Below are 16,531 nucleotides of genomic sequence, written 5' to 3'. Positions count from 1 at the left end.
CGGCCATGCCGAAAACGCCTGCCCGCAGGCATCGCACCACCTGTCCCTGAGCTCCACCCCATCGCCGGATCTTCTCGATCCGTGCACCACCCGCGCTAGGAGACACCATGAAGTCCACCCGTACCGCGGCGGTCACCGTGACCGCCGCCCTCGCTCTCACGCTCGCCGGCTGCGCCGGTGACGACGCCGGCTCCGCCGACGGCACGACCACCGTCGAGTTCGGCATCCCCACGAACATGGGCGCGAACAACTCGCCCATGGCCGTCGCCCAGGCGATGGGCTACTTCGAGGACGAGGGCCTGAACGTCGACATCGTCGTGACGGGCGATTCCACCTCGATCGTCCAGGGCATCGACTCCGGCTCGCTCGACATCGGAAGCACCCCGCCCGAGCCGATCTGGCAGGCGATGACAAAGGGCAGCGAGCTGCAGCTGGTCTACAACTACATCCGCAAGCAGACCGGCTCGCTCGCCGTCCTCGACGACAGCCCCATCACCTCGCTCGACGACTTCGAGGGCGCGGTCATCGGTCAGAGCAGCCTCGGCACGTCGAACATGCTGCTGTCGGAAGGCATCCTCGCCTCGGCCGACCTCACACCCGACGTGGACTACAGCCACCTCGCCGTCGGGACGGGCGCCGCCGCGCTGCAGGCCCTCACGACCGGCCAGGTCGACGCGCTGTCGTTGTGGGACACCGAGTACGCCGCTTTCGAGGCGCAGGGCACCCCGTTGCGCTACTTCACGACGGATGAGGCGGCATCGCTCTTCTCCACGACGTACTTCACGGGCGCCGACTACGCCGCGGAGAACGCCGAGACGATCGAGGCATTCGGGCGGGCTATGGCCAAGGCGACGCTCTTCACGGCGACGAACCCGGAGGCCGCGCTTCAGATCATGTACGAGGAGTACCCCGACACGCTCGTCGCCGGCAACTCCATCGACGAGCAGCTGGCCATCGACCTCGTCGCCCTGAACCGCCGCCTCGAGCTGCTGACCGCCGACGACCCGCAGGACACCGCCTCGTGGGGCGCGTACAGCGAGACGGCCCTCACGGCGTGGGGCACCTTCGCCCTCGGCTCCGGGATCATCGACTCCGCCGTCGACACGGTCGCGGCCGCCCCGAACACCTTCGTCGAGGCGTACAACGACTTCGACGCGGATGCCGTCGTCGCCGAGGCGCAGAACTGGAGCGCCGAATGAGCTCGCTCACGTACACCGACGGCGTCCCCGCGATCGATCATCACTCCCACGCCGGCTACGTCCGGCCCGGCGAGGAGCTCGAAGGCATCGATGCGCTCGAACGCGAGAACGCGGCGGGCCACGTCGAGGCCAACCTCCCGGTGGGCGTCTTCGACGAGTTCGTCGCCGCCCGCGGCCGCGGCGACCGCGATGCGCTCGCCCGGCTCGACGCGGCACACGGCATCGAGAAGCTCTTCGACGAGAGCATCCTGTTCCAGTCGACGAGCGTCCACGGGGTCTCGCTCGTCGAGGGCAGCCGCGCGCTCTACGGCGACCTCGGTCACGACGAGACCGTGCGGGTGAGCCGCGACCGGAGACGTGCCGACTTCGCGGGTCTGTACGGCGAGGCGCTCGACATCTCGGGCACGGCGGCGGTGCTGACCGACCTGCCGTGGATCGACGCGGACGCCTGGACGCCCGAGCGCTACAAGCCGATCGGCCGCATCGACCCCTACCTCTACCCGTTCGGTCACCCCGCCTTCCGCCGCCGCGGCTCCGACACGCCCCGCTTCCGGCGCGTGTTCGCCACGGTGCTCGAGGGGCTGCTGAAGACCGCCGGCCTCGACGCCCCGCCGGCGACGCTGGGCGAGTACGTCGCGTTCGCACGGGACTCGATCATCCGCCGTCAGGAGTCGGGCTTCGTCGGCCTCAAGATCGCGTCGGCCTACGTGCGCTCGCTCGACTTCCGGCGACGCTCGCGCGACGAGGCCGAGGCGGCGTATACGACGCTGCGCTCCGATGCGGCGTCGCTCGAGACGCCCGCGTACACCGCTCTCGCCGACTACCTCGTGTTCGCGATCGCCGAGCTCGCGGTGGAGCGCGAGCTGCCGGTGCAGATCCACACCGGCATGGGCCACGCCGAGCCCGGCCTGCTGCTCAGCGGCGCCGATCCGCGCAACCTCGAGCCCCTGCTGTCGGATCCGGCGCTGAACCGGCTGCGCATCATCCTCATCCACGGCGGCTACCCGTACACGTCTCTGCTCCCGGCTCTCAGCCAGGCGCACGGCAACGTCTTCCTCGACTACTCGTGGATGCCGTACCTCCACCACCACGCCCTCGAACGGATGCTGCAGGAGTGGCTCGAGCTGCTCCCCGCGGACCGCGTGATGTTCGGCACCGACACGGGGCAGCCCGAGTTCCACGTCGCCTCGACGGCCCGCGGCCGGCTCGCGCTCGACCGCGCGCTCACCGCCGGGGTCGCCGATCGCCTGTGGACGACATCTCAGGCCGAGTGGCTCGCCTCGCGCGTGCTCAACGAGAACCTCTGCCGCGTCTACGGACTGGAGAAGCCATGAGCCTGATCGAGATCTCCGACCTCTCGAAGACCTATCAGACCCGCACGGGCGACGTCACGGCGCTCTCGCACGTCGACCTCGGGATCGCGGAGGGCGAGTTCGTCTCGGTCCTGGGGCCGAGCGGATGCGGCAAGACGACCCTGCTGCGCATCCTCGCGGGTCTCGAGGGACACACCGCCGGCACGGCCACGATCGCCGATGTGCCGATCGGCGCCCCGCGGGGCGAGGCCGGCATGGTGTTCCAGAAGGCGACCCTGCTGCCGTGGCTGAACATCCTCGACAACGTCCTGCTGCCCCTCAGCCTGCGCCGGCGGGTGACCGGCGCCGATCGCGCCCACGCGCGGACGCTGCTGACGATGGTGGGTCTCGAGGACTTCACCACCAAGCACCCGCACGAGCTGTCGGGCGGGATGCAGCAGCGCGCGGCGATCTGCCGGGCGCTGGTGCACGATCCCGCCGTGCTGCTGATGGACGAGCCCTTCGGGGCGTTGGACGCGATGACCCGCGACGCCCTGAACGTCGAGGTCAACCGCATCTGGCGCGAGACCGGCACCACCGCCGTCCTCATCACGCACAGCATCAGCGAAGCAGTCTTCCTCGCCGAGCGCGTGGTCGTCATGACCCCGCGCCCCGGACGCATCGCCGAGATCATCGACATCCCGTTCGGAAAGACGCGCACCCCCGAGCTCCTCGGCGATCCCGAGTTCGCGGCCCTCACCGCCCACATCCGTCGTCACTTCGAGGTGAACGCATGAGCACTTCCGTCCGGACCCGCCCCGTCACGACCCGGGTCGTCACGCGACGCGTCGTGAACACGCCCGCCAAGCGGGTCATCGCCTCGCTGGCTCTGCTGGGCCTGCTGCTGCTCGCGTGGCAGTTCGTCCCCGGGTGGACCAACACCCCCGTGTACGTCGTGCCTCCGCTGAGCGATGTGCTGAAGGCGCTCTTCGATCCGAACGCGTTCCCGCGCTACCTCGAGAACACGGCGTCCACCATGTCGATCGTGCTGACGGGACTCGGGATCGGGATCGTCTCGGGCCTCGTGCTCGCGATCGTGCTCGCACAGTTCCCGACCGTCTACGCCGTCGTCTTCCCCTACATCGTCGCGATCGAGTCGATCCCCAAGGTGGCGGTCGCACCGCTGTTCATCATCTGGTTCGGATTCGGGATGCCGTCGAAGGTCGTCGTGGTCGTGCTGCTGGCGTTCTTCCCGATGCTCGTCAACGCGCTGCACGGGTTCCGCGGCGTCGACCGCGACCAGGTCGACCTGTTCCGGGTCAACGGCGCGAAGCCGCTGCAGATCCAGACGCGGCTGATGCTGCCCGCCGCGCTGCCGCAGATCTTCTCGGGGCTCGAGCTCGCCGTCGCCAACTCGATGATCGGTGCGATCGTGGCCGAGTTCGTCGGTGCGCAGAAGGGCCTCGGCGTGCTGATCCTGCAGGCGCAGGGCCGCATGGAGACGGCGGCGGTCTTCGCGCTGCTCATCATCCTCTCGGTGCTCGGCATCGTCCTGAACCTCGTCGTGCGGGTGCTCCGCCGCGTGGTCATCCGCTGGGAAATGACGGCGCGCTGAGCGCGCCGGGAAGGAGAACACGATGACGTTCAGCATCATCGCCACCGATCCGAACACGGGTGCGGTCGGAGTCTGCCAGGGCACGGGGTCGATCGCGCTCGCCTCGCGGTGCCCCCACGTCGCGGGAGGGGTCGCGGTGACGAGCCAGTGGCACTCCGACTGGCGGCTCGGCCAGCGCGCCCTCGACCTCGGCGCAACCGGTCTCGCACCCGACCGCATCATCGCGGCGCTCGCCGAGACCGACGAGTCGTTCCGATACCGGCAGCTCGGCGTCGTCCTCGACGACGGCCGAGTCGCGGCCCACACCGGTGACGTCGTCATCGAGTCGCAGTACGCCGGTCACCTCGTCGGCGACGGCTTCGCGGTGCTCGGGAACACCCTCATCGGCCCGGGCGTGCTCGAAGCGATGGCCGCATCCTACGAGAACGACACCGCCGGACTCTTCGAGGAGCGTCTCATGCGGGCGCTCGAGGCCGGCCTCGCCGCCGGTGGTGAGGGGCGCCGGCACCTGTCGTCGTCGATCATCACGACGGCGCGCGGTCACCGGCGCGCGCACGTCGACCTGCGCGTCGACATCGCTCCCGAGGGGCTCGACGCGATCTCGGAGCTGCGCCGCATCCTCGACGAGTACCTGCCCTTCGCCGACTACTACGGCGACCATTGGCTCGACCACCCCGAGACCGGCATGGACGACTGGCTCGCGCGCGACGAGGCTCCGGTCCGGGCTCACTGAGGCCGCCAGCCCCGAGGTCCCCGTCCGGCCTTCGCGACCGGCCGGGGACCTCGGATCCGACCGGGCTCAGGCGCCGCGCAGCCGCGCCGTCGCGTCGCGCGACGCGGCGAGCACGAGCTGCGCGAGATCGTGGTGCTGCGTGTCGCCGAGGCGGTCGACCAGGTAGGCGACCGCGCCGACACTCGGGCCTGCGGCTGGCTGCGCGTGCCGTCCACAGGCTGGAGGCCTGCCGGGCGCCGCCCGGGATGCCGGATGCGGCCGCTCATCCTGCTCGCGGCACGCTTGCCGCGCTGCACCCCGGCCCGCACCCGCGTTGCGCCCGCGCTCGGTCCGCGCTGCACCCGCGCTCGGTCCGATCGGCGGCGCGTGCCGTCCACAGGCTGAGGGTCTCGAGGGGTGGCCAGGGATGGCGAATGCCTACGCTCAGCCTGTCGGCGGCACCGCGGAGTTCAGCAGGCAGTACCCCGACCCAGGGGCGGCATCCGCCCGCGAGTGCTCGTCCCGCAAAGGGGGCGGTCGACGTCAGCGCAGGGCGGCGAAGAGGCCGCCGATGAAGGCGATGATGGGGCCGATGGCTCCGACGGTGACGATGAGCAGTACGACGACGATGGCCACCCACGGCACGCTCTTCTTCAGCCGCTGACCGGGGGCAGCTACGCCGGGCGGCGGACGCAGCAGGCCGGCCGGCGGAGTGACGGGCAGCGCCGGCGCGGCGCTCGCCGCCGGGCCGGGACCGGTCGGGACGACGCTCGGGACCCCGGCCGCACCGAGAACCGGACCCGCCGTCGCGCCCACGGCGCCAGGACCGCCCGCGGCGCCAGGACCGCCCGCGGCGCCGGGCCCGCCCACCGCGCCGCCCGCACCGGGCCCACCCGCCGCGCCGCCCACACCGGGCCCACCCGCCGCGTCCGGCGCCGCGAGCCGGTCGTCGCGCCAGCGCTCCCACTGCGCGAACTTGTCGATCATCGCGCCCACCGCGCCGAACAGCCACGACCAGGTGGCGGGGTCGAGGGTCGAGAAGTCGCGCTTGCCGTAGAAGAAGAGCCAATCGTCGACGATCTCGACGTCGAGGGCCGCGGCGTTGTCGACGAAGCGGGCCATGATGTCGGGCGTGAAGAGGTAGAGCGCGTCGCGTTCGTAACCGCGTGGGCAGTAGAGGCGGAAGTACTTGTCGAAGTCGCCCTCGAGGCTCAGGTGCTGGTCGCGTTCGAATGTGACCGGCAGGTTCGAGCCGAACAGTCCGTTGTTGCCGAGCGCATCGAGCACGATGTGCGGCAGCGGTGTCGACAGGTGCACGGCGACATAGCCCCACGTGTGGGTCTGCTGGTTCTTGCCCGACCCGGTCGTGTAGCGGTAGTTCGCGAACTCCACGAAGCGCGGCCGGTCGCCGCGGACGAGGTTGGACGCCATCCGGCTCGACCCCTGCGAGAAGATCATGCCCGGCAGCGGAGGATTCGGTCGCTGCGGCTCGAACGTCATGCCGTTCGCCTGCGCGAAACGATCGAGCCGGTACCAGGCGGCCGCCTGCGCAGCCCGCTGGCGTCGCACGAAGAACGGCACGAGGACGGCGAGACCGACGACGATGACGAGGGGGATGAGCGTCGTCAGCGACAGCGCAGCTCCCGTGCCCGACTGCGCACCGGCCGCGAAGACGAGGCCGCCGATCACGGCGGAGAGAACGCCCCCGAACACCAGGACGATGAAGATCACCACGACGATCGCGATGATGACGCCCGCCGCGGTGCCGGCGCCGGCCGGGAGGCGTCCCGTCTGACCGAGGTGCTTGCGGAACGCGCGTGCGGTCGCCGGCGACACGGGTTCTTGCAGGGGGCGGGGATCGAACGGAACGCTCATCGGTTCACCTCGTCTGCGCCCCAGTACAGGCGCGCGTCGTCCGGCAGGGGCAGGGCTTCCACATCGGGGATGCGGCAGATCGCCGCGACGAGCTCGCGAGAGCCGCCGACGATCGTCGAGTCGAAGTCGACCTCCGACACCATCGCCCAGGCGCGGTCCGCGGGCCAGAGCAGGCTGGGACTCTGCGCCTCCGGCGAAGCCCCCTCCGCCTCGGCGGGGAGGTCACGCCACGGCATCCGCAGCTCCCAGTCGTCGTCGGCGAACTCCTCCAGTGCGCCGCGGAACAGGATGAAGGGCCGCTCCGGCAGGCGCAGCCGCGGGCCCTCCGAGATCTCGCGCGAGAGGATCCCCTCCTGCCAGCTGGGCTTGCGGAACACGCTGTTGAAGCGGTCGGCGAATGACGACCCGAGCATGCGGTTGTGGCGGGCCAGGGTGGCGTCGTCGGGGTCGCCGATCTGGAAGAACGCCCGTGAGGGACGCCGCCCCGTGTGGCCGACCAGGCCGCCGCGGCCTTCCCAGAGGCCCGCGGTCACGTCATCCGGTGTCGAGGTGTGTCGCATCAGCTCGCGCGCGAGCGCGGCCAGGAGATGCGGGTCGAGGTCGCCCGTGCCGGGTGCGGCGAACCAGCGGCCGTCCGGCGACGTCATCTGGTTCGACCCGAATTCGGGCGAGCGCACGATCGAGTCCCACTGGGCCAGCGGATGCAGCGTCGTCCCGAACGCCGCAGCGGTGTCGGCCCATGTCGCGAGGTCGGTGACGAGGTCGGCGGTCAGCCGCTGCGACCGCTCCCATCCCATCGCGAACCACTCGTCGAACGGGGGGAGCGGGTCGCCGCTCGCCCGGGACTGGACGGATGCCGGGTGCAGTACCCGCGCGTACGCCTCGAAGCCCCGCGGCACGACGTCGTGGATCGTGCCCGCCCACGGATCGTCGAGGCGATCGTGCAGCCAATCACCGACCGAGACGTCCGCCGTCCACTCCATGCGCCCACGCTACCGGTGACCGGTCGGCGGGATGACGCGCGATCAGGTAAGCTGTTGTGGTTGTCCGACCTCGGTCGGGCACGTGCTACACACCCTCCTGCTTCCGGGAAACGCCCGGGAGCCGTTCTAGTCCGAAGGAGGTGGGTCAGTGACGCACACGTACCAGTACGAGCTCATGGTGATTCTCCAGCCCGAGATCGATGAGCGTCAGGTTGCTCCCAACCTTGACAAGTTCCTCAAGGTCATCACGAATGACGGTGGAACCATCGAGAACATCGACATCTGGGGCCGTCGCCGTCTGGCGTACGAGATCCAGAAGAAGAACGAGGGCATCTACGCCGTCGTCAACTTCACCGCGACGAGCGAGACCACGCAGGAACTCGACCGCCAGCTCAAGCTGAGCGAGTCGATCATGCGCACCAAGGTCCTGCGCGCCGAGGAGGCCATCGCACAGGTCGCTGCCGAGAAGGCGCGTTCCGAGGCGAAGGCCGCCCGCAAGGCTGCCGCCCCCGCTAAGGCTGCGAAGGCGTAAGGCTCATGGCCGGCGAGACCGTCATCACCGTCGTGGGCAACCTCACGGCAGACCCCGAGCTGCGTTACACGCAGAACGGCCTGCCGGTGGCGAACTTCACGATCGCCTCGACTCCTCGCACCTTCGACCGTCAGGCGAACGAGTGGAAGGACGGCGAAGCGCTGTTCCTCCGCGCGTCCGTGTGGCGCGAATTCGCCGAGCACGTGGCGGGTTCGCTGACCAAGGGCATGCGGGTCGTCGCGACCGGCCGCCTGCGTCAGCGCTCCTACCAAGACCGTGAGGGCCAGAACCGCACCGCTATCGAGCTGGAGGTCGACGAGATCGGCCCCTCGCTGCGTTACGCGACCGCACAGGTCACGCGCGCCGCATCCGGCTCCGGTGGTGGCGGTGGTGGCGGCGGCGGAAGCTTCGGCGGCGGTCAGCAGTCGCGCCCGCAGCAGCAGGTGCAGGAGGAGCCGTGGGCGACCCCGGGTTCTTCGGCTCCTGACGCGTGGAGCGCACCGGGTACCAGCGGCGCCTCCTACGGCGACGACACCCCGTTCTGAATCGGATTCCGGATGCTGCGCGCAGCGGCATCCGATCATCACACTCGTAAGGAAACACAATGGCTGGAAAGGCAACCGGCGACCGCCGCAAGCCGCGGAAGGGCGCGAAGAACGCGGCCCCCGCGAAGGCGATCCGCGTCGGCGTCATCGACTACAAGGACGTTTCGACGCTCCGCAAGTTCATCTCGGAGCGTGGGAAGATCCGCGCCCGTCGTATCACCGGTGTCTCGGTGCAGGAGCAGCGTCTGATCGCCAAGGCGATCAAGAACGCGCGCGAAATGGCGCTCCTGCCTTACGCCGGCGCTGGCCGGTAAGGAGCACCGACATGGCAAAGCTGATTCTCACGAACGAGGTCGCCGGGCTCGGAAGCGCCGGTGACGTCATCGAGGTCAAGAACGGGTACGCCCGTAATTACCTCATCCCCCAGGGCTTCGCTGTGGCCTGGACCCGCGGTGGCGAGAAGCAGGTGGCGTCCATCCGCGCCGCTCGCGACGCCCGCGCGATCCACGACCACGAAGAGGCTGTGGCGCTCAAGAACAACCTCGAGTCGAACAAGGTCAAGCTGTCGGTCAAGGCCGGCGCCGAAGGCCGTCTGTTCGGTGCGGTCAAGCCCGCCGACGTGGCTGACGCCGTCAAGACCGCTGGTCTGGGCGATCTCGACAAGCGCAAGATCCACATCACCTCGCCGATCAAGGCCGTGGGCGAGCACGAGGCGACCATTCGCCTCCGCGACGACCTCACCGCTGTGATCACCCTGCAGGTGGTCGCCGCCAAGTAATACCTGGCGCACCAGAACGGATGCCGCGGACCTTCGGGTTCGCGGCATCCGTCGTTTCCGGGTTCGGCCCGGCGCGGGTGCGGGTGCGGGTGCGGGTGCGGGCCTGGATGCAAGGGTCTGGGCCCGACACCCCGGTCCTGGATGCCGTGGGCCCGGGTGTCGCCGTCGATCCCTTGCCTCGGGGCTCGCGCTCGACGCAGGCGACCGCCGAGCTGCCGCGGGCGCGGATGCAAGGACTTGGGCCCGACACCCCGGTTCTGGATGCCTGGGGCCGGGGTGTCGCCGTCGATCCATTGCATCGGGGCTCGCGCTCGACGGGGGTCGATGCTTCGGTACGAGGGCATGCCGGAGCGGGTGCCGCAGACTCGAGGCCTGCGGCACCCGCGGTATCCGGGGTCCGTCGCCGGGTTGCTCAGCCGATCGCGCGGCGGCGCAGTGCGACGAGCGCGAGGCCCGCCAGCAGCAGTCCGAGGCCCCCGATACCGAGAGCGACCGAGCTCGCCCCGCCGGTGTGGGCAAGAACCAACGGTCGGGCCAAGGTTCCCGCAGCCGCCGTGCCCACGACCGAGGTGTCAGCAGCGGTAACTGTCACGCCGTTCGACGAGGAGCCGTCGGTGCTCGGGTCGGTTCCGGAGTCCGTGCCGGGGTCGGTGCCGGGGTTGGTGCCGGGGTTGGTGCCGGGGTTGGTGCCGGGGTTGGTTCCGGGGTTGGTTCCGGGGTTGGTTCCGGGATCGGTGCCAGGGTTGGTTCCGGGGTCGGTGCCCGGGTCAGTCCCGGGATCGGTGCCAGGCTCCGTGCCGGGGTCGGACGGGGCGGTGACCTCGGTGGTGGCATCCCCGATCACGGAGATCGCCGTGCCGTCCAGTGAGATGGGGGTAGTGATCGGCAGCACGAGCTGGGTGCCGCCGAGGATGCTGTCGGACCCGCTGGTCGATGCTCCCGGAGTGGTCCCCGTGCCAGTGGTGCCGCTGGTGGTGGTGTTGCTGTCGGCGTCGCCGATGACCGAGACCGCGGTGCCGTTGACCTCGACCGGTCCGGTGACGGGTGCGATGACCTGGGTGCCGCCGAGGATGCTGTCGGATCCGCTGGTCGATGCTCCCGGGCTCGATCCCGTGCCGGTGGTGCCGCCGGTGGTGGTGTCGCTTTCGGCATCGCCGATGACGGACACGGCGGTTCCGGTCAGGTCGACCGGTGCGGTGACGGGTGCGATGACCTGGGTGCCGCCGATGATGCTGTCGGATCCGCTGGTCGATGCTCCCGGGCTCGATCCCGTGCCGGTGGCGCCGCCGGTGGTGGTGTCGCTGTCCGCATCGCCGATGACGGACACCGCGGTCTCGGTCAGGTCGATCGGGGCGGTGACCGGTGCGATGACCTGGGTGCCGGAGGCGATGCCGTTGGCCCCGCCGGTGGTCGCGTCGGTGCCGTCGTTGTCCGTCGTGCCCGCATCGCCGGCACCGGTGGTGGTGTCGCTGTCGGCGTCGCCGATGACCGTGACCGCGGTGCCGTTGATCTCGACCGGTGCGGTGACGGGTGCGATCACCTGGGTGCCGCCGAGGATGCCGTTGGCCCCGTCGGTGGTCGCGTCGGTGCCGCCGTTGTCGGTCGTGCCCGCATCACCGGCACCGGTGGTGGTGTCGCTGTCCGCGTCGCCGATGACAGACACCGCGGTGCCGTTGACCTCGACCGGCGCGGTGACCGGTGCGACGACCTGGGTGCCGGAGGCGATGCCATCCGCCCCGTCCGTGGTCGCACTCGCGGCGGGGGCCGCGGGCGCCGAACCGGTGTCCCCGGGGCCAGACTCGTCGTGCGTCGACGAGGTGCTGTCCCCGACGAGGGCGACCGAGGTGCCCTCGACGGTGATGGGCACGGAGACGGCGATCAACGCCTGCGAGCCCGAACCGATGCCGTCGGCGCCACTCGTCGAGCCGCTGGGTGCCGGTGCGGAGGCGGGAGCGCCGGCATCCGAGGTCGAGCTGTCCGCGTCGCCGATGAGGGCGACCGAGGTACCGCTGACGGTGATGGGGGCGTCGACGGAGACGATGCCCTGAGTGCCCGAGAGGAGCCCGTCCTCCCCGGATGTGTCGGCCGCGTGGGCGACCGAGGCGCCGAGGATCGTGATCCCCCCGGCGAGGAGCGTGCCCCAGACGGCACGCGAGACGATGGTGTTCATGAGTGGTTCTCTCCTTGAGAATGACGAATGGATGGCGCACAGCGCCGGGGATCGTGCCGCGCGAGCGCGGCCGATCCGTCGTCAGTCGGGAGAGACGTCGGTGGGATAGACGGGCGAGACGGGGCCCGACGAGTCCGAGAGCGGCCCGCGGCGACCGCTCAGGGCTGCCGCGGCGAGAAGGAAGGCGACGAGGACACCGGCCAGGCCACCCGCAGCGCCGGCCGCTGCGGCCGAGGCCGAAGCGGGGCTCGAGAGGGGTAGGCCGTCGAACGGAGCCGACCCGAGTGCCAGGACGCGCAGCACGAAGGCCCCGGCCGCGTCGGACGGGGACCCGGCGGCATCTGCCCCGGCCTCGAACGCCTGAGCGGCGGTCTGGTCAGTCGCGACCGCACTGATGGCTTCGTCGCGACCGGATCGCACGGTGGCGGCCGCGGACCCGGCGAGCTCGCCACCCGCCATCAGACCGATATCCGCCACGGGGAGCAGTGCGGGCGGGCTGCCGTCGGCGGGCGACTGCGGGACGCCGGGCGTCGTCGGAGTCATCGGCACGGTCCCACCGGGAATGACGGCATCCGTGATCGGGACGACCACGGGAGGGAGAGTGTCGGTTGCAGGCGCCAACGCGTCGGTGATCGGTGTGAGCGCTCCGGTGACGGGCGCGAGCGCGTCGTCGACCCCGCCGAGGACCGGCGACAGGATCGGCGCGACGGCTTCGCTGACGGGATCGAGGGTGTCCAATACGGGAGCGACTGTCGATCCGACGGCCCCGACCGCGGGAGCGGCGACCTCGGCAACGGTGTCGGTGACCGGGGCCACAGCGTCCGGCACGGGCCGTACCGTGGCCGCGACGGGCTCCACAGCGGGGGCGACGTTCTGCAGGGCGGGCTCGACGACATGGTGCACGAGCGGCTCGACCACGGGCGCGACGGCCGGCGGCACCGCTGAGGCTGCGGGGGAGACGAGCGAGGCCACCGGTCGTGCGACCTCGGCGACAGGCTCGGCCACGCTTCGGGCGGCGGGGATCACGGGGACCGCGATCTCGCTCGCGGCCTGATCGACCGACTCTGCGACCGTGGTGAGAAGGCCCGGCAGGGCGACCGTCTCGTCATCGGCGGCGTGGCTCGCGGGAGCGAGCGCAAGAGAGAGGGCGGTCCAGGCGAAGGCGAGACCGAGTCCGGTGCCGAGGACGGGCACCCAGCGCGACGAGCGTCGGCGGTTTCTCATGACGAGCGATCACCTCCCCCGAGAGCGTCGTCATCGATCGCACGGGAGAACCCGTGCCTGCGGGTACTGCTTGGCGCAGAAAGATACTCCTCACGGGAGATCCTGTCTATGGCTGAGCTGTGTGGATGTCGCACACGGCGACGGGGTGCTCCGCGCGTTGCGGCTGTCGCCGACTCGACTTGACAAGTGCCACGTTTTACACAAGTGAGTCCCCAGATGAACAACCTTCAAGTCGCACTTCAACCACAATCTCCATCCACAGGCTGGGGAAACTGAAACTCCAGGTCAGCGGGCGTTAATAGACCGCCACTCGATGTATCCCCGGGCGTTTTCCACAGGACTTCTTCACAAGCGATGCGGCGTTTCCCGCATCTTATCCACAGAGTTATCCACAGGCCGGTTTGCGGGTGTCCGACGCCCTCCATACCGTGTACTCCGGCTCGGTCACAGGCCAGGATGCGGGGGTGCGGATGTCGATCGCGGACATCTCTGACGACAGGCTCGGCGGACGGCGCGAACCCGATCGCACCCCGCCGCACGACATGCTCGCCGAGCAGAGCACGCTCGGTGGAATGCTGCTGTCGAAGGATGCCGTCGCGGACGTCATCGAGACGCTCCGCGGTACCGACTTCTACGTGCCCAAGCACGAGCTCATCTACGAAGCGCTGCTCTCGCTGTACTCCCACGGCGAGCCCACCGACGTCGTCGCCGTCACCGACGAGCTCATCAAGAACGGCGAGCTGCAGCGCGCCGGGGGCGCCGACTACCTCCACACGCTGACGTCCATCGTGCCGACGGCGGCGAACGCCGGCTACTACGCGACGATCGTCAACGAGCGCGCACTGCTGCGTCGCCTCGTCGAGGCCGGCACGCGCATCGTGCAGATGGGCTACAACGGCCAGGGCGACGCGGTCGACCTCGTCAACAGTGCGCAGGCGGAGATCTACTCGGTCACCGGCGCCGAGAAGGCCGAGGACTACGTCCCTCTCGAGGTCGCCGTCACGGCGGCCATCGACGACATCGAGGCCGCCCGCGGACGCGACGGTCAAATGACCGGCATCCCGACCGGCTTCTCAGGACTCGACCAGTTGACGAACGGCCTGCACCCCGGCCAGATGATCGTCGTCGCGGCGCGCCCCGCCATGGGTAAGTCGACGCTCGCGCTCGACTTCGCTCGCGCCGCCGCGATCAAGAACGACTCGCCCACGATCTTCTTCTCGCTCGAGATGGGGCGTAGCGAGATCGCGATGCGCCTCATGAGTGCCGAGGGTGCCGTGCCGCTTCAGTCGATGCGCAAGGGCACGCTCGACTCGCGCGACTGGACCACCGTCGCCGCGACCCGTGGCCGCATCAACGACGCGCCTCTCTACATCGACGACAGCCCGAACATGACGCTCGTCGAGATCCGGGCGAAGTGCCGCCGACTGAAGCAGCGCGTCGGCCTCAAGATGGTCGTGATCGACTACCTGCAGCTGATGACGAGCGGCAAGCGCGTCGAGTCGCGCCAGCAGGAGGTCTCGGAGTTCTCGCGCGCGCTCAAGCTGCTCGCGAAGGAGCTGCAGGTGCCGGTCATCGCGCTGTCGCAGCTGAACCGTGGTGCGGAGCAGCGAGCCGACAAGAAGCCTGCGATCAGCGACCTGCGCGAGTCCGGCTCGATCGAGCAGGACGCCGACATCGTCATCCTGCTGCATCGCGAGGCCGCCTATGAGAAGGACAGCCCCCGCGCCGGCGAGGCCGACCTGATCGTCGCCAAGCACCGTAACGGTCCGACCGACACGGTCACCGTAGCGTTCCAGGGCCATTTCTCGCGCTTCACCGACATGGCCGTGGGAATGGACTGACGCGGATCACGTCTGGTCATGCCGCGTCGTTCCTCCCCGTTGAGCGTGCGCAGAGACGATCCGTGAGTCGTCCTGTCACAGTCCGGTCCGACCCGCATCGTGCGCGTAGGGTCGAGCCACTGCCAGACAGGAGGAGCTGTGACCACGCGCTACATGACGGACCCCGTTCAGCTCGCGTCGTTGCGAGGGCAGCAGTACCTCGTCCTCGGCGTGAGCGGGGATGTCGGCGACTTCTACGATGAGGAGCGGGAACGCGTCCTGGCGCTGAGCCCCGACGAGCTCCCGCACCCTCACTCCGGTCACATCACGCTGCGAGGCTTCTTCGAACCCGAGCGTGTCGAGATGCTCCGCGGCGTCGTCGCGGCATGGGCCCGGGTGACCGCGCCGATCGAGTTGCAGGTGGACGCGGTGGACGGCTTCCCGGCGCCCTTCCAGATAGTGATCGCTCGCCTCGCTCGGACCTCGACGCTGGTGGGTGCATATGCGAGCCTGACCCGTTCTCTGGATCGGACCGATCTCCGTCGTGTCGGAGAGCTCCCGCTCGACGAGTGGGTGTTCCACATGTCGCTCGCCTATGGCGCGGCGCTAGACAGCTCGGCGTGGGAAGGCCTGCTCCGGTCATCCGCGCGAGAAGCAGTGGCCTCCCGGCCTCGTGAGACGGTCGACACGGTCGACTTCGTGCGATACGACGACGACGGCGAGCACGTGGAGTCCTTCGCGCTCGGGGGTTCCTAGTCGGTTCCGGGCCGAGAGTCCGGCGGTTCGAGCATGCCCGCCCGCGGTCCCTTCCTCGGGATGTCGACACCTCGTTGGTGCGGCCGCGCGTTCCGGACTCTCAGGCTCCCGGGGTCGCGGGTTCGACGCCGTCGAAGGGTGTGAGGGTGCGCAGCCCGGCTCGGTCGTCGCGGACGAGATAGAGCCGAACCGAGTCGGACGTATCGAGGGGATCGCCCTCCGGGTAGAAGTCGGCGCCGCACGAGTCGGGCGTGGAGACCACCTCGATGGTCGAGCCCGGGGTGGCGTCGCCCTTCTCCGCGCCGGCGACCAGCACCTCGTAGCGGTTCGCGGCAACGCCGAAGAGGTCGGCCGACCCGGAACTCTCGACGGATGCGGTCGTCACGACGACGTCCGCATCACGTTCCATCTGCGCGGGCGACTCGTAGCTCGCCCACGATGCGCACGACACGGTCGCTGTCCCGCATCCGGACAGGCCGGCTGTCGCGGCGACAAGACCTGCTACGAGAATGGCGGCGTGCCGCGTTCGCGGTCGGCGGGCGGACAGCATGGCCCCAGTCTCGCGGCACCGCGATCCTGAGGCAACGCCTCCGCGACAGTCGAGCGCGGCCCGGCATCGCCGACGAGGAACCGGATCGCCACGGCATCCGCCGTCCACCGGCACGCCTGCCCGTCGACCCAAACCGGCGTCGCACCGAACCGCACCCACGCCCGGACGGGCTTAGGCTTCGGGTCGATCGTCACTGGCTCTGTGTCCATGCCGATCTCTTCACGCGAGAGGGACTGTAGCGGGCCGGCGTCGCGCGCGATGTGTTCAAGAATCTTCCCGTCCAACCGGCGGTCGATCGCCGCGGCGTAGCGCTTGTTCGTTCCCATCTCGGCTCCCCGCAATCCAGGGTAGCTCGATGCGAACATATGTTCGATACGCGCAACAGCCGGGGGAGCAGAGGTCAGGTGCCCCGTCCCATGCTGGGACAGTGCGGCCGATCCTCGTGCACGTCGTCACCCCATGAAATACTGCTCTGAGCCG

The 16,531-nt window shown here is 69.9% G+C and carries 17 protein-coding genes; 11 read left to right on the top strand and 6 right to left on the bottom strand.

All coding sequences use genetic code 11. The annotated features are described in order from the left end of the window. Window positions 1-107: 107 nt before the first annotated feature. The 5 genes from BLT21_RS08815 to BLT21_RS08795 are packed head-to-tail and all read left to right on the top strand — an operon-like array spanning window position 108 to window position 4,839. Window positions 108-1,199, top strand: coding sequence for an ABC transporter substrate-binding protein (locus BLT21_RS08815; protein ID WP_091501149.1), 1,092 nt, complete (start codon window positions 108-110; stop codon window positions 1,197-1,199). Further along, window positions 1,196-2,533, top strand: a complete 1,338-nt coding sequence (locus BLT21_RS08810; protein ID WP_091501147.1) for an amidohydrolase family protein — start codon at window positions 1,196-1,198, stop codon at window positions 2,531-2,533. The genes BLT21_RS08815 and BLT21_RS08810 overlap by 4 nt, the downstream gene beginning before the upstream one ends. After that, window positions 2,530-3,288 (top strand): ABC transporter ATP-binding protein, encoded by a 759-nt coding sequence (locus tag BLT21_RS08805; RefSeq protein WP_023953515.1) that lies wholly within the window; start codon window positions 2,530-2,532, stop codon window positions 3,286-3,288. Before BLT21_RS08810 ends, BLT21_RS08805 begins: the two co-directional genes overlap by 4 nt. Continuing rightward, the gene (locus BLT21_RS08800) at window positions 3,285-4,106 is read left to right on the top strand and encodes an ABC transporter permease (protein ID WP_091501144.1); all 822 of its coding nucleotides are present in this window, start codon (window positions 3,285-3,287) and stop codon (window positions 4,104-4,106) included. Before BLT21_RS08805 ends, BLT21_RS08800 begins: the two co-directional genes overlap by 4 nt. A 22-nt stretch (window positions 4,107-4,128) precedes the next feature. After that, entirely contained in the window at window positions 4,129-4,839 is a 711-nt protein-coding gene (locus tag BLT21_RS08795; protein WP_091501142.1) for a DUF1028 domain-containing protein, read from the top strand. A gap of 522 nt (window positions 4,840-5,361) precedes the next feature. Here the strand turns inward: BLT21_RS08795 and BLT21_RS15640 are convergent. Further along, complete coding sequence (locus tag BLT21_RS15640; protein WP_091501140.1) at window positions 5,362-6,693, bottom strand: hypothetical protein; 1,332 nt, start codon at window positions 6,691-6,693, stop codon at window positions 5,362-5,364. Continuing rightward, the gene (locus BLT21_RS08785; RefSeq protein ID WP_091501137.1) at window positions 6,690-7,676 is read right to left on the bottom strand and encodes a hypothetical protein; all 987 of its coding nucleotides are present in this window, start codon (window positions 7,674-7,676) and stop codon (window positions 6,690-6,692) included. The genes BLT21_RS15640 and BLT21_RS08785 overlap by 4 nt, the downstream gene beginning before the upstream one ends. A 175-nt stretch (window positions 7,677-7,851) precedes the next feature. Between BLT21_RS08785 and rpsF the strand changes: the two genes are divergently transcribed. Genes rpsF through rplI form a run of 4 tightly spaced genes read left to right on the top strand, consistent with a single transcriptional unit; the run spans window position 7,852 to window position 9,531 of the window. Beyond that, window positions 7,852-8,208 (top strand): 30S ribosomal protein S6, encoded by a 357-nt coding sequence (rpsF, locus tag BLT21_RS08780; protein WP_036305492.1) that lies wholly within the window; start codon window positions 7,852-7,854, stop codon window positions 8,206-8,208. 5 nt (window positions 8,209-8,213) lie between these two features. Then, window positions 8,214-8,753, top strand: coding sequence for a single-stranded DNA-binding protein (locus BLT21_RS08775; protein WP_091501135.1), 540 nt, complete (start codon window positions 8,214-8,216; stop codon window positions 8,751-8,753). Window positions 8,754-8,812: 59 nt separating this feature from the next. Continuing rightward, entirely contained in the window at window positions 8,813-9,067 is a 255-nt protein-coding gene (gene rpsR, locus BLT21_RS08770; RefSeq protein WP_023953545.1) for a 30S ribosomal protein S18, read from the top strand. An 11-nt stretch (window positions 9,068-9,078) separates the two neighbouring features. After that, complete coding sequence (gene rplI, locus BLT21_RS08765; RefSeq protein WP_023953547.1) at window positions 9,079-9,531, top strand: 50S ribosomal protein L9; 453 nt, start codon at window positions 9,079-9,081, stop codon at window positions 9,529-9,531. A 412-nt stretch (window positions 9,532-9,943) separates the two neighbouring features. Here rplI and BLT21_RS08760 read toward each other — a convergent pair whose 3' ends face one another. Then, window positions 9,944-11,701, bottom strand: coding sequence for a beta strand repeat-containing protein (locus tag BLT21_RS08760; RefSeq protein WP_091501132.1), 1,758 nt, complete (start codon window positions 11,699-11,701; stop codon window positions 9,944-9,946). Window positions 11,702-11,782: 81 nt separating this feature from the next. Next, on the bottom strand, window positions 11,783-12,925 hold the full coding sequence (locus BLT21_RS08755; RefSeq protein WP_091501129.1) for a hypothetical protein: 1,143 nt from the start codon (window positions 12,923-12,925) through the stop codon (window positions 11,783-11,785). Between the two features lie 470 nt (window positions 12,926-13,395). Here BLT21_RS08755 and dnaB point away from each other — a divergent pair, with 470 nt between their 5' ends. Together dnaB and BLT21_RS08745 are read left to right on the top strand one after the other, a co-directional pair. After that, window positions 13,396-14,766, top strand: coding sequence for a replicative DNA helicase (gene dnaB, locus BLT21_RS08750; RefSeq protein WP_091501127.1), 1,371 nt, complete (start codon window positions 13,396-13,398; stop codon window positions 14,764-14,766). A gap of 138 nt (window positions 14,767-14,904) precedes the next feature. After that, window positions 14,905-15,501 carry a 2'-5' RNA ligase family protein gene (locus tag BLT21_RS08745; protein WP_091501125.1) on the top strand — a complete coding sequence of 199 codons (597 nt, stop codon included), beginning with the start codon at window positions 14,905-14,907 and terminating at the stop codon, window positions 15,499-15,501. Window positions 15,502-15,601: 100 nt separating this feature from the next. On the opposite strand, the gene BLT21_RS08740 is transcribed toward BLT21_RS08745, so the two are convergent. Beyond that, window positions 15,602-15,952, bottom strand: coding sequence for a hypothetical protein (locus tag BLT21_RS08740; protein ID WP_091501123.1), 351 nt, complete (start codon window positions 15,950-15,952; stop codon window positions 15,602-15,604). A gap of 50 nt (window positions 15,953-16,002) precedes the next feature. Continuing rightward, window positions 16,003-16,377: a hypothetical protein gene (locus BLT21_RS08735; protein ID WP_176786853.1), complete on the bottom strand. Its 375-nt coding sequence runs from the start codon at window positions 16,375-16,377 to the stop codon at window positions 16,003-16,005. Window positions 16,378-16,531 lie beyond the last annotated feature (154 nt).

Source organism: Microbacterium sp. cf332 (genome assembly GCF_900102175.1).
Taxonomy (GTDB): domain Bacteria; phylum Actinomycetota; class Actinomycetes; order Actinomycetales; family Microbacteriaceae; genus Microbacterium.
The sequence above is the reverse complement of the archived record's forward strand: the minus strand, read 5'-3'. Positions and strand labels throughout refer to the sequence as shown.

What these genes read in the sequence shown, in the direction of transcription:
- BLT21_RS08800 (WP_091501144.1), top strand. Translation starts at nt 3,285, where the DNA reads ATGAGCACTTCCGTCCGGACCCGCCCCGTCACGACCCGGGTCGTCACG.
- rpsF (WP_036305492.1), top strand. Translation starts at nt 7,852, where the DNA reads ATGGTGATTCTCCAGCCCGAGATCGATGAGCGTCAGGTTGCTCCCAAC.
- BLT21_RS15640 (WP_091501140.1), bottom strand. Translation starts at nt 6,693, where the DNA reads ATGAGCGTTCCGTTCGATCCCCGCCCCCTGCAAGAACCCGTGTCGCCG.
- rpsR (WP_023953545.1), top strand. Translation starts at nt 8,813, where the DNA reads ATGGCTGGAAAGGCAACCGGCGACCGCCGCAAGCCGCGGAAGGGCGCG.
- BLT21_RS08755 (WP_091501129.1), bottom strand. Translation starts at nt 12,925, where the DNA reads ATGAGAAACCGCCGACGCTCGTCGCGCTGGGTGCCCGTCCTCGGCACC.
- BLT21_RS08805 (WP_023953515.1), top strand. Translation starts at nt 2,530, where the DNA reads ATGAGCCTGATCGAGATCTCCGACCTCTCGAAGACCTATCAGACCCGC.
- BLT21_RS08795 (WP_091501142.1), top strand. Translation starts at nt 4,129, where the DNA reads ATGACGTTCAGCATCATCGCCACCGATCCGAACACGGGTGCGGTCGGA.
- rplI (WP_023953547.1), top strand. Translation starts at nt 9,079, where the DNA reads ATGGCAAAGCTGATTCTCACGAACGAGGTCGCCGGGCTCGGAAGCGCC.
- BLT21_RS08735 (WP_176786853.1), bottom strand. Translation starts at nt 16,377, where the DNA reads ATGGGAACGAACAAGCGCTACGCCGCGGCGATCGACCGCCGGTTGGAC.
- dnaB (WP_091501127.1), top strand. Translation starts at nt 13,396, where the DNA reads ATGTCGATCGCGGACATCTCTGACGACAGGCTCGGCGGACGGCGCGAA.
- BLT21_RS08815 (WP_091501149.1), top strand. Translation starts at nt 108, where the DNA reads ATGAAGTCCACCCGTACCGCGGCGGTCACCGTGACCGCCGCCCTCGCT.
- BLT21_RS08785 (WP_091501137.1), bottom strand. Translation starts at nt 7,676, where the DNA reads ATGGAGTGGACGGCGGACGTCTCGGTCGGTGATTGGCTGCACGATCGC.
- BLT21_RS08760 (WP_091501132.1), bottom strand. Translation starts at nt 11,701, where the DNA reads ATGAACACCATCGTCTCGCGTGCCGTCTGGGGCACGCTCCTCGCCGGG.
- BLT21_RS08775 (WP_091501135.1), top strand. Translation starts at nt 8,214, where the DNA reads ATGGCCGGCGAGACCGTCATCACCGTCGTGGGCAACCTCACGGCAGAC.
- BLT21_RS08810 (WP_091501147.1), top strand. Translation starts at nt 1,196, where the DNA reads ATGAGCTCGCTCACGTACACCGACGGCGTCCCCGCGATCGATCATCAC.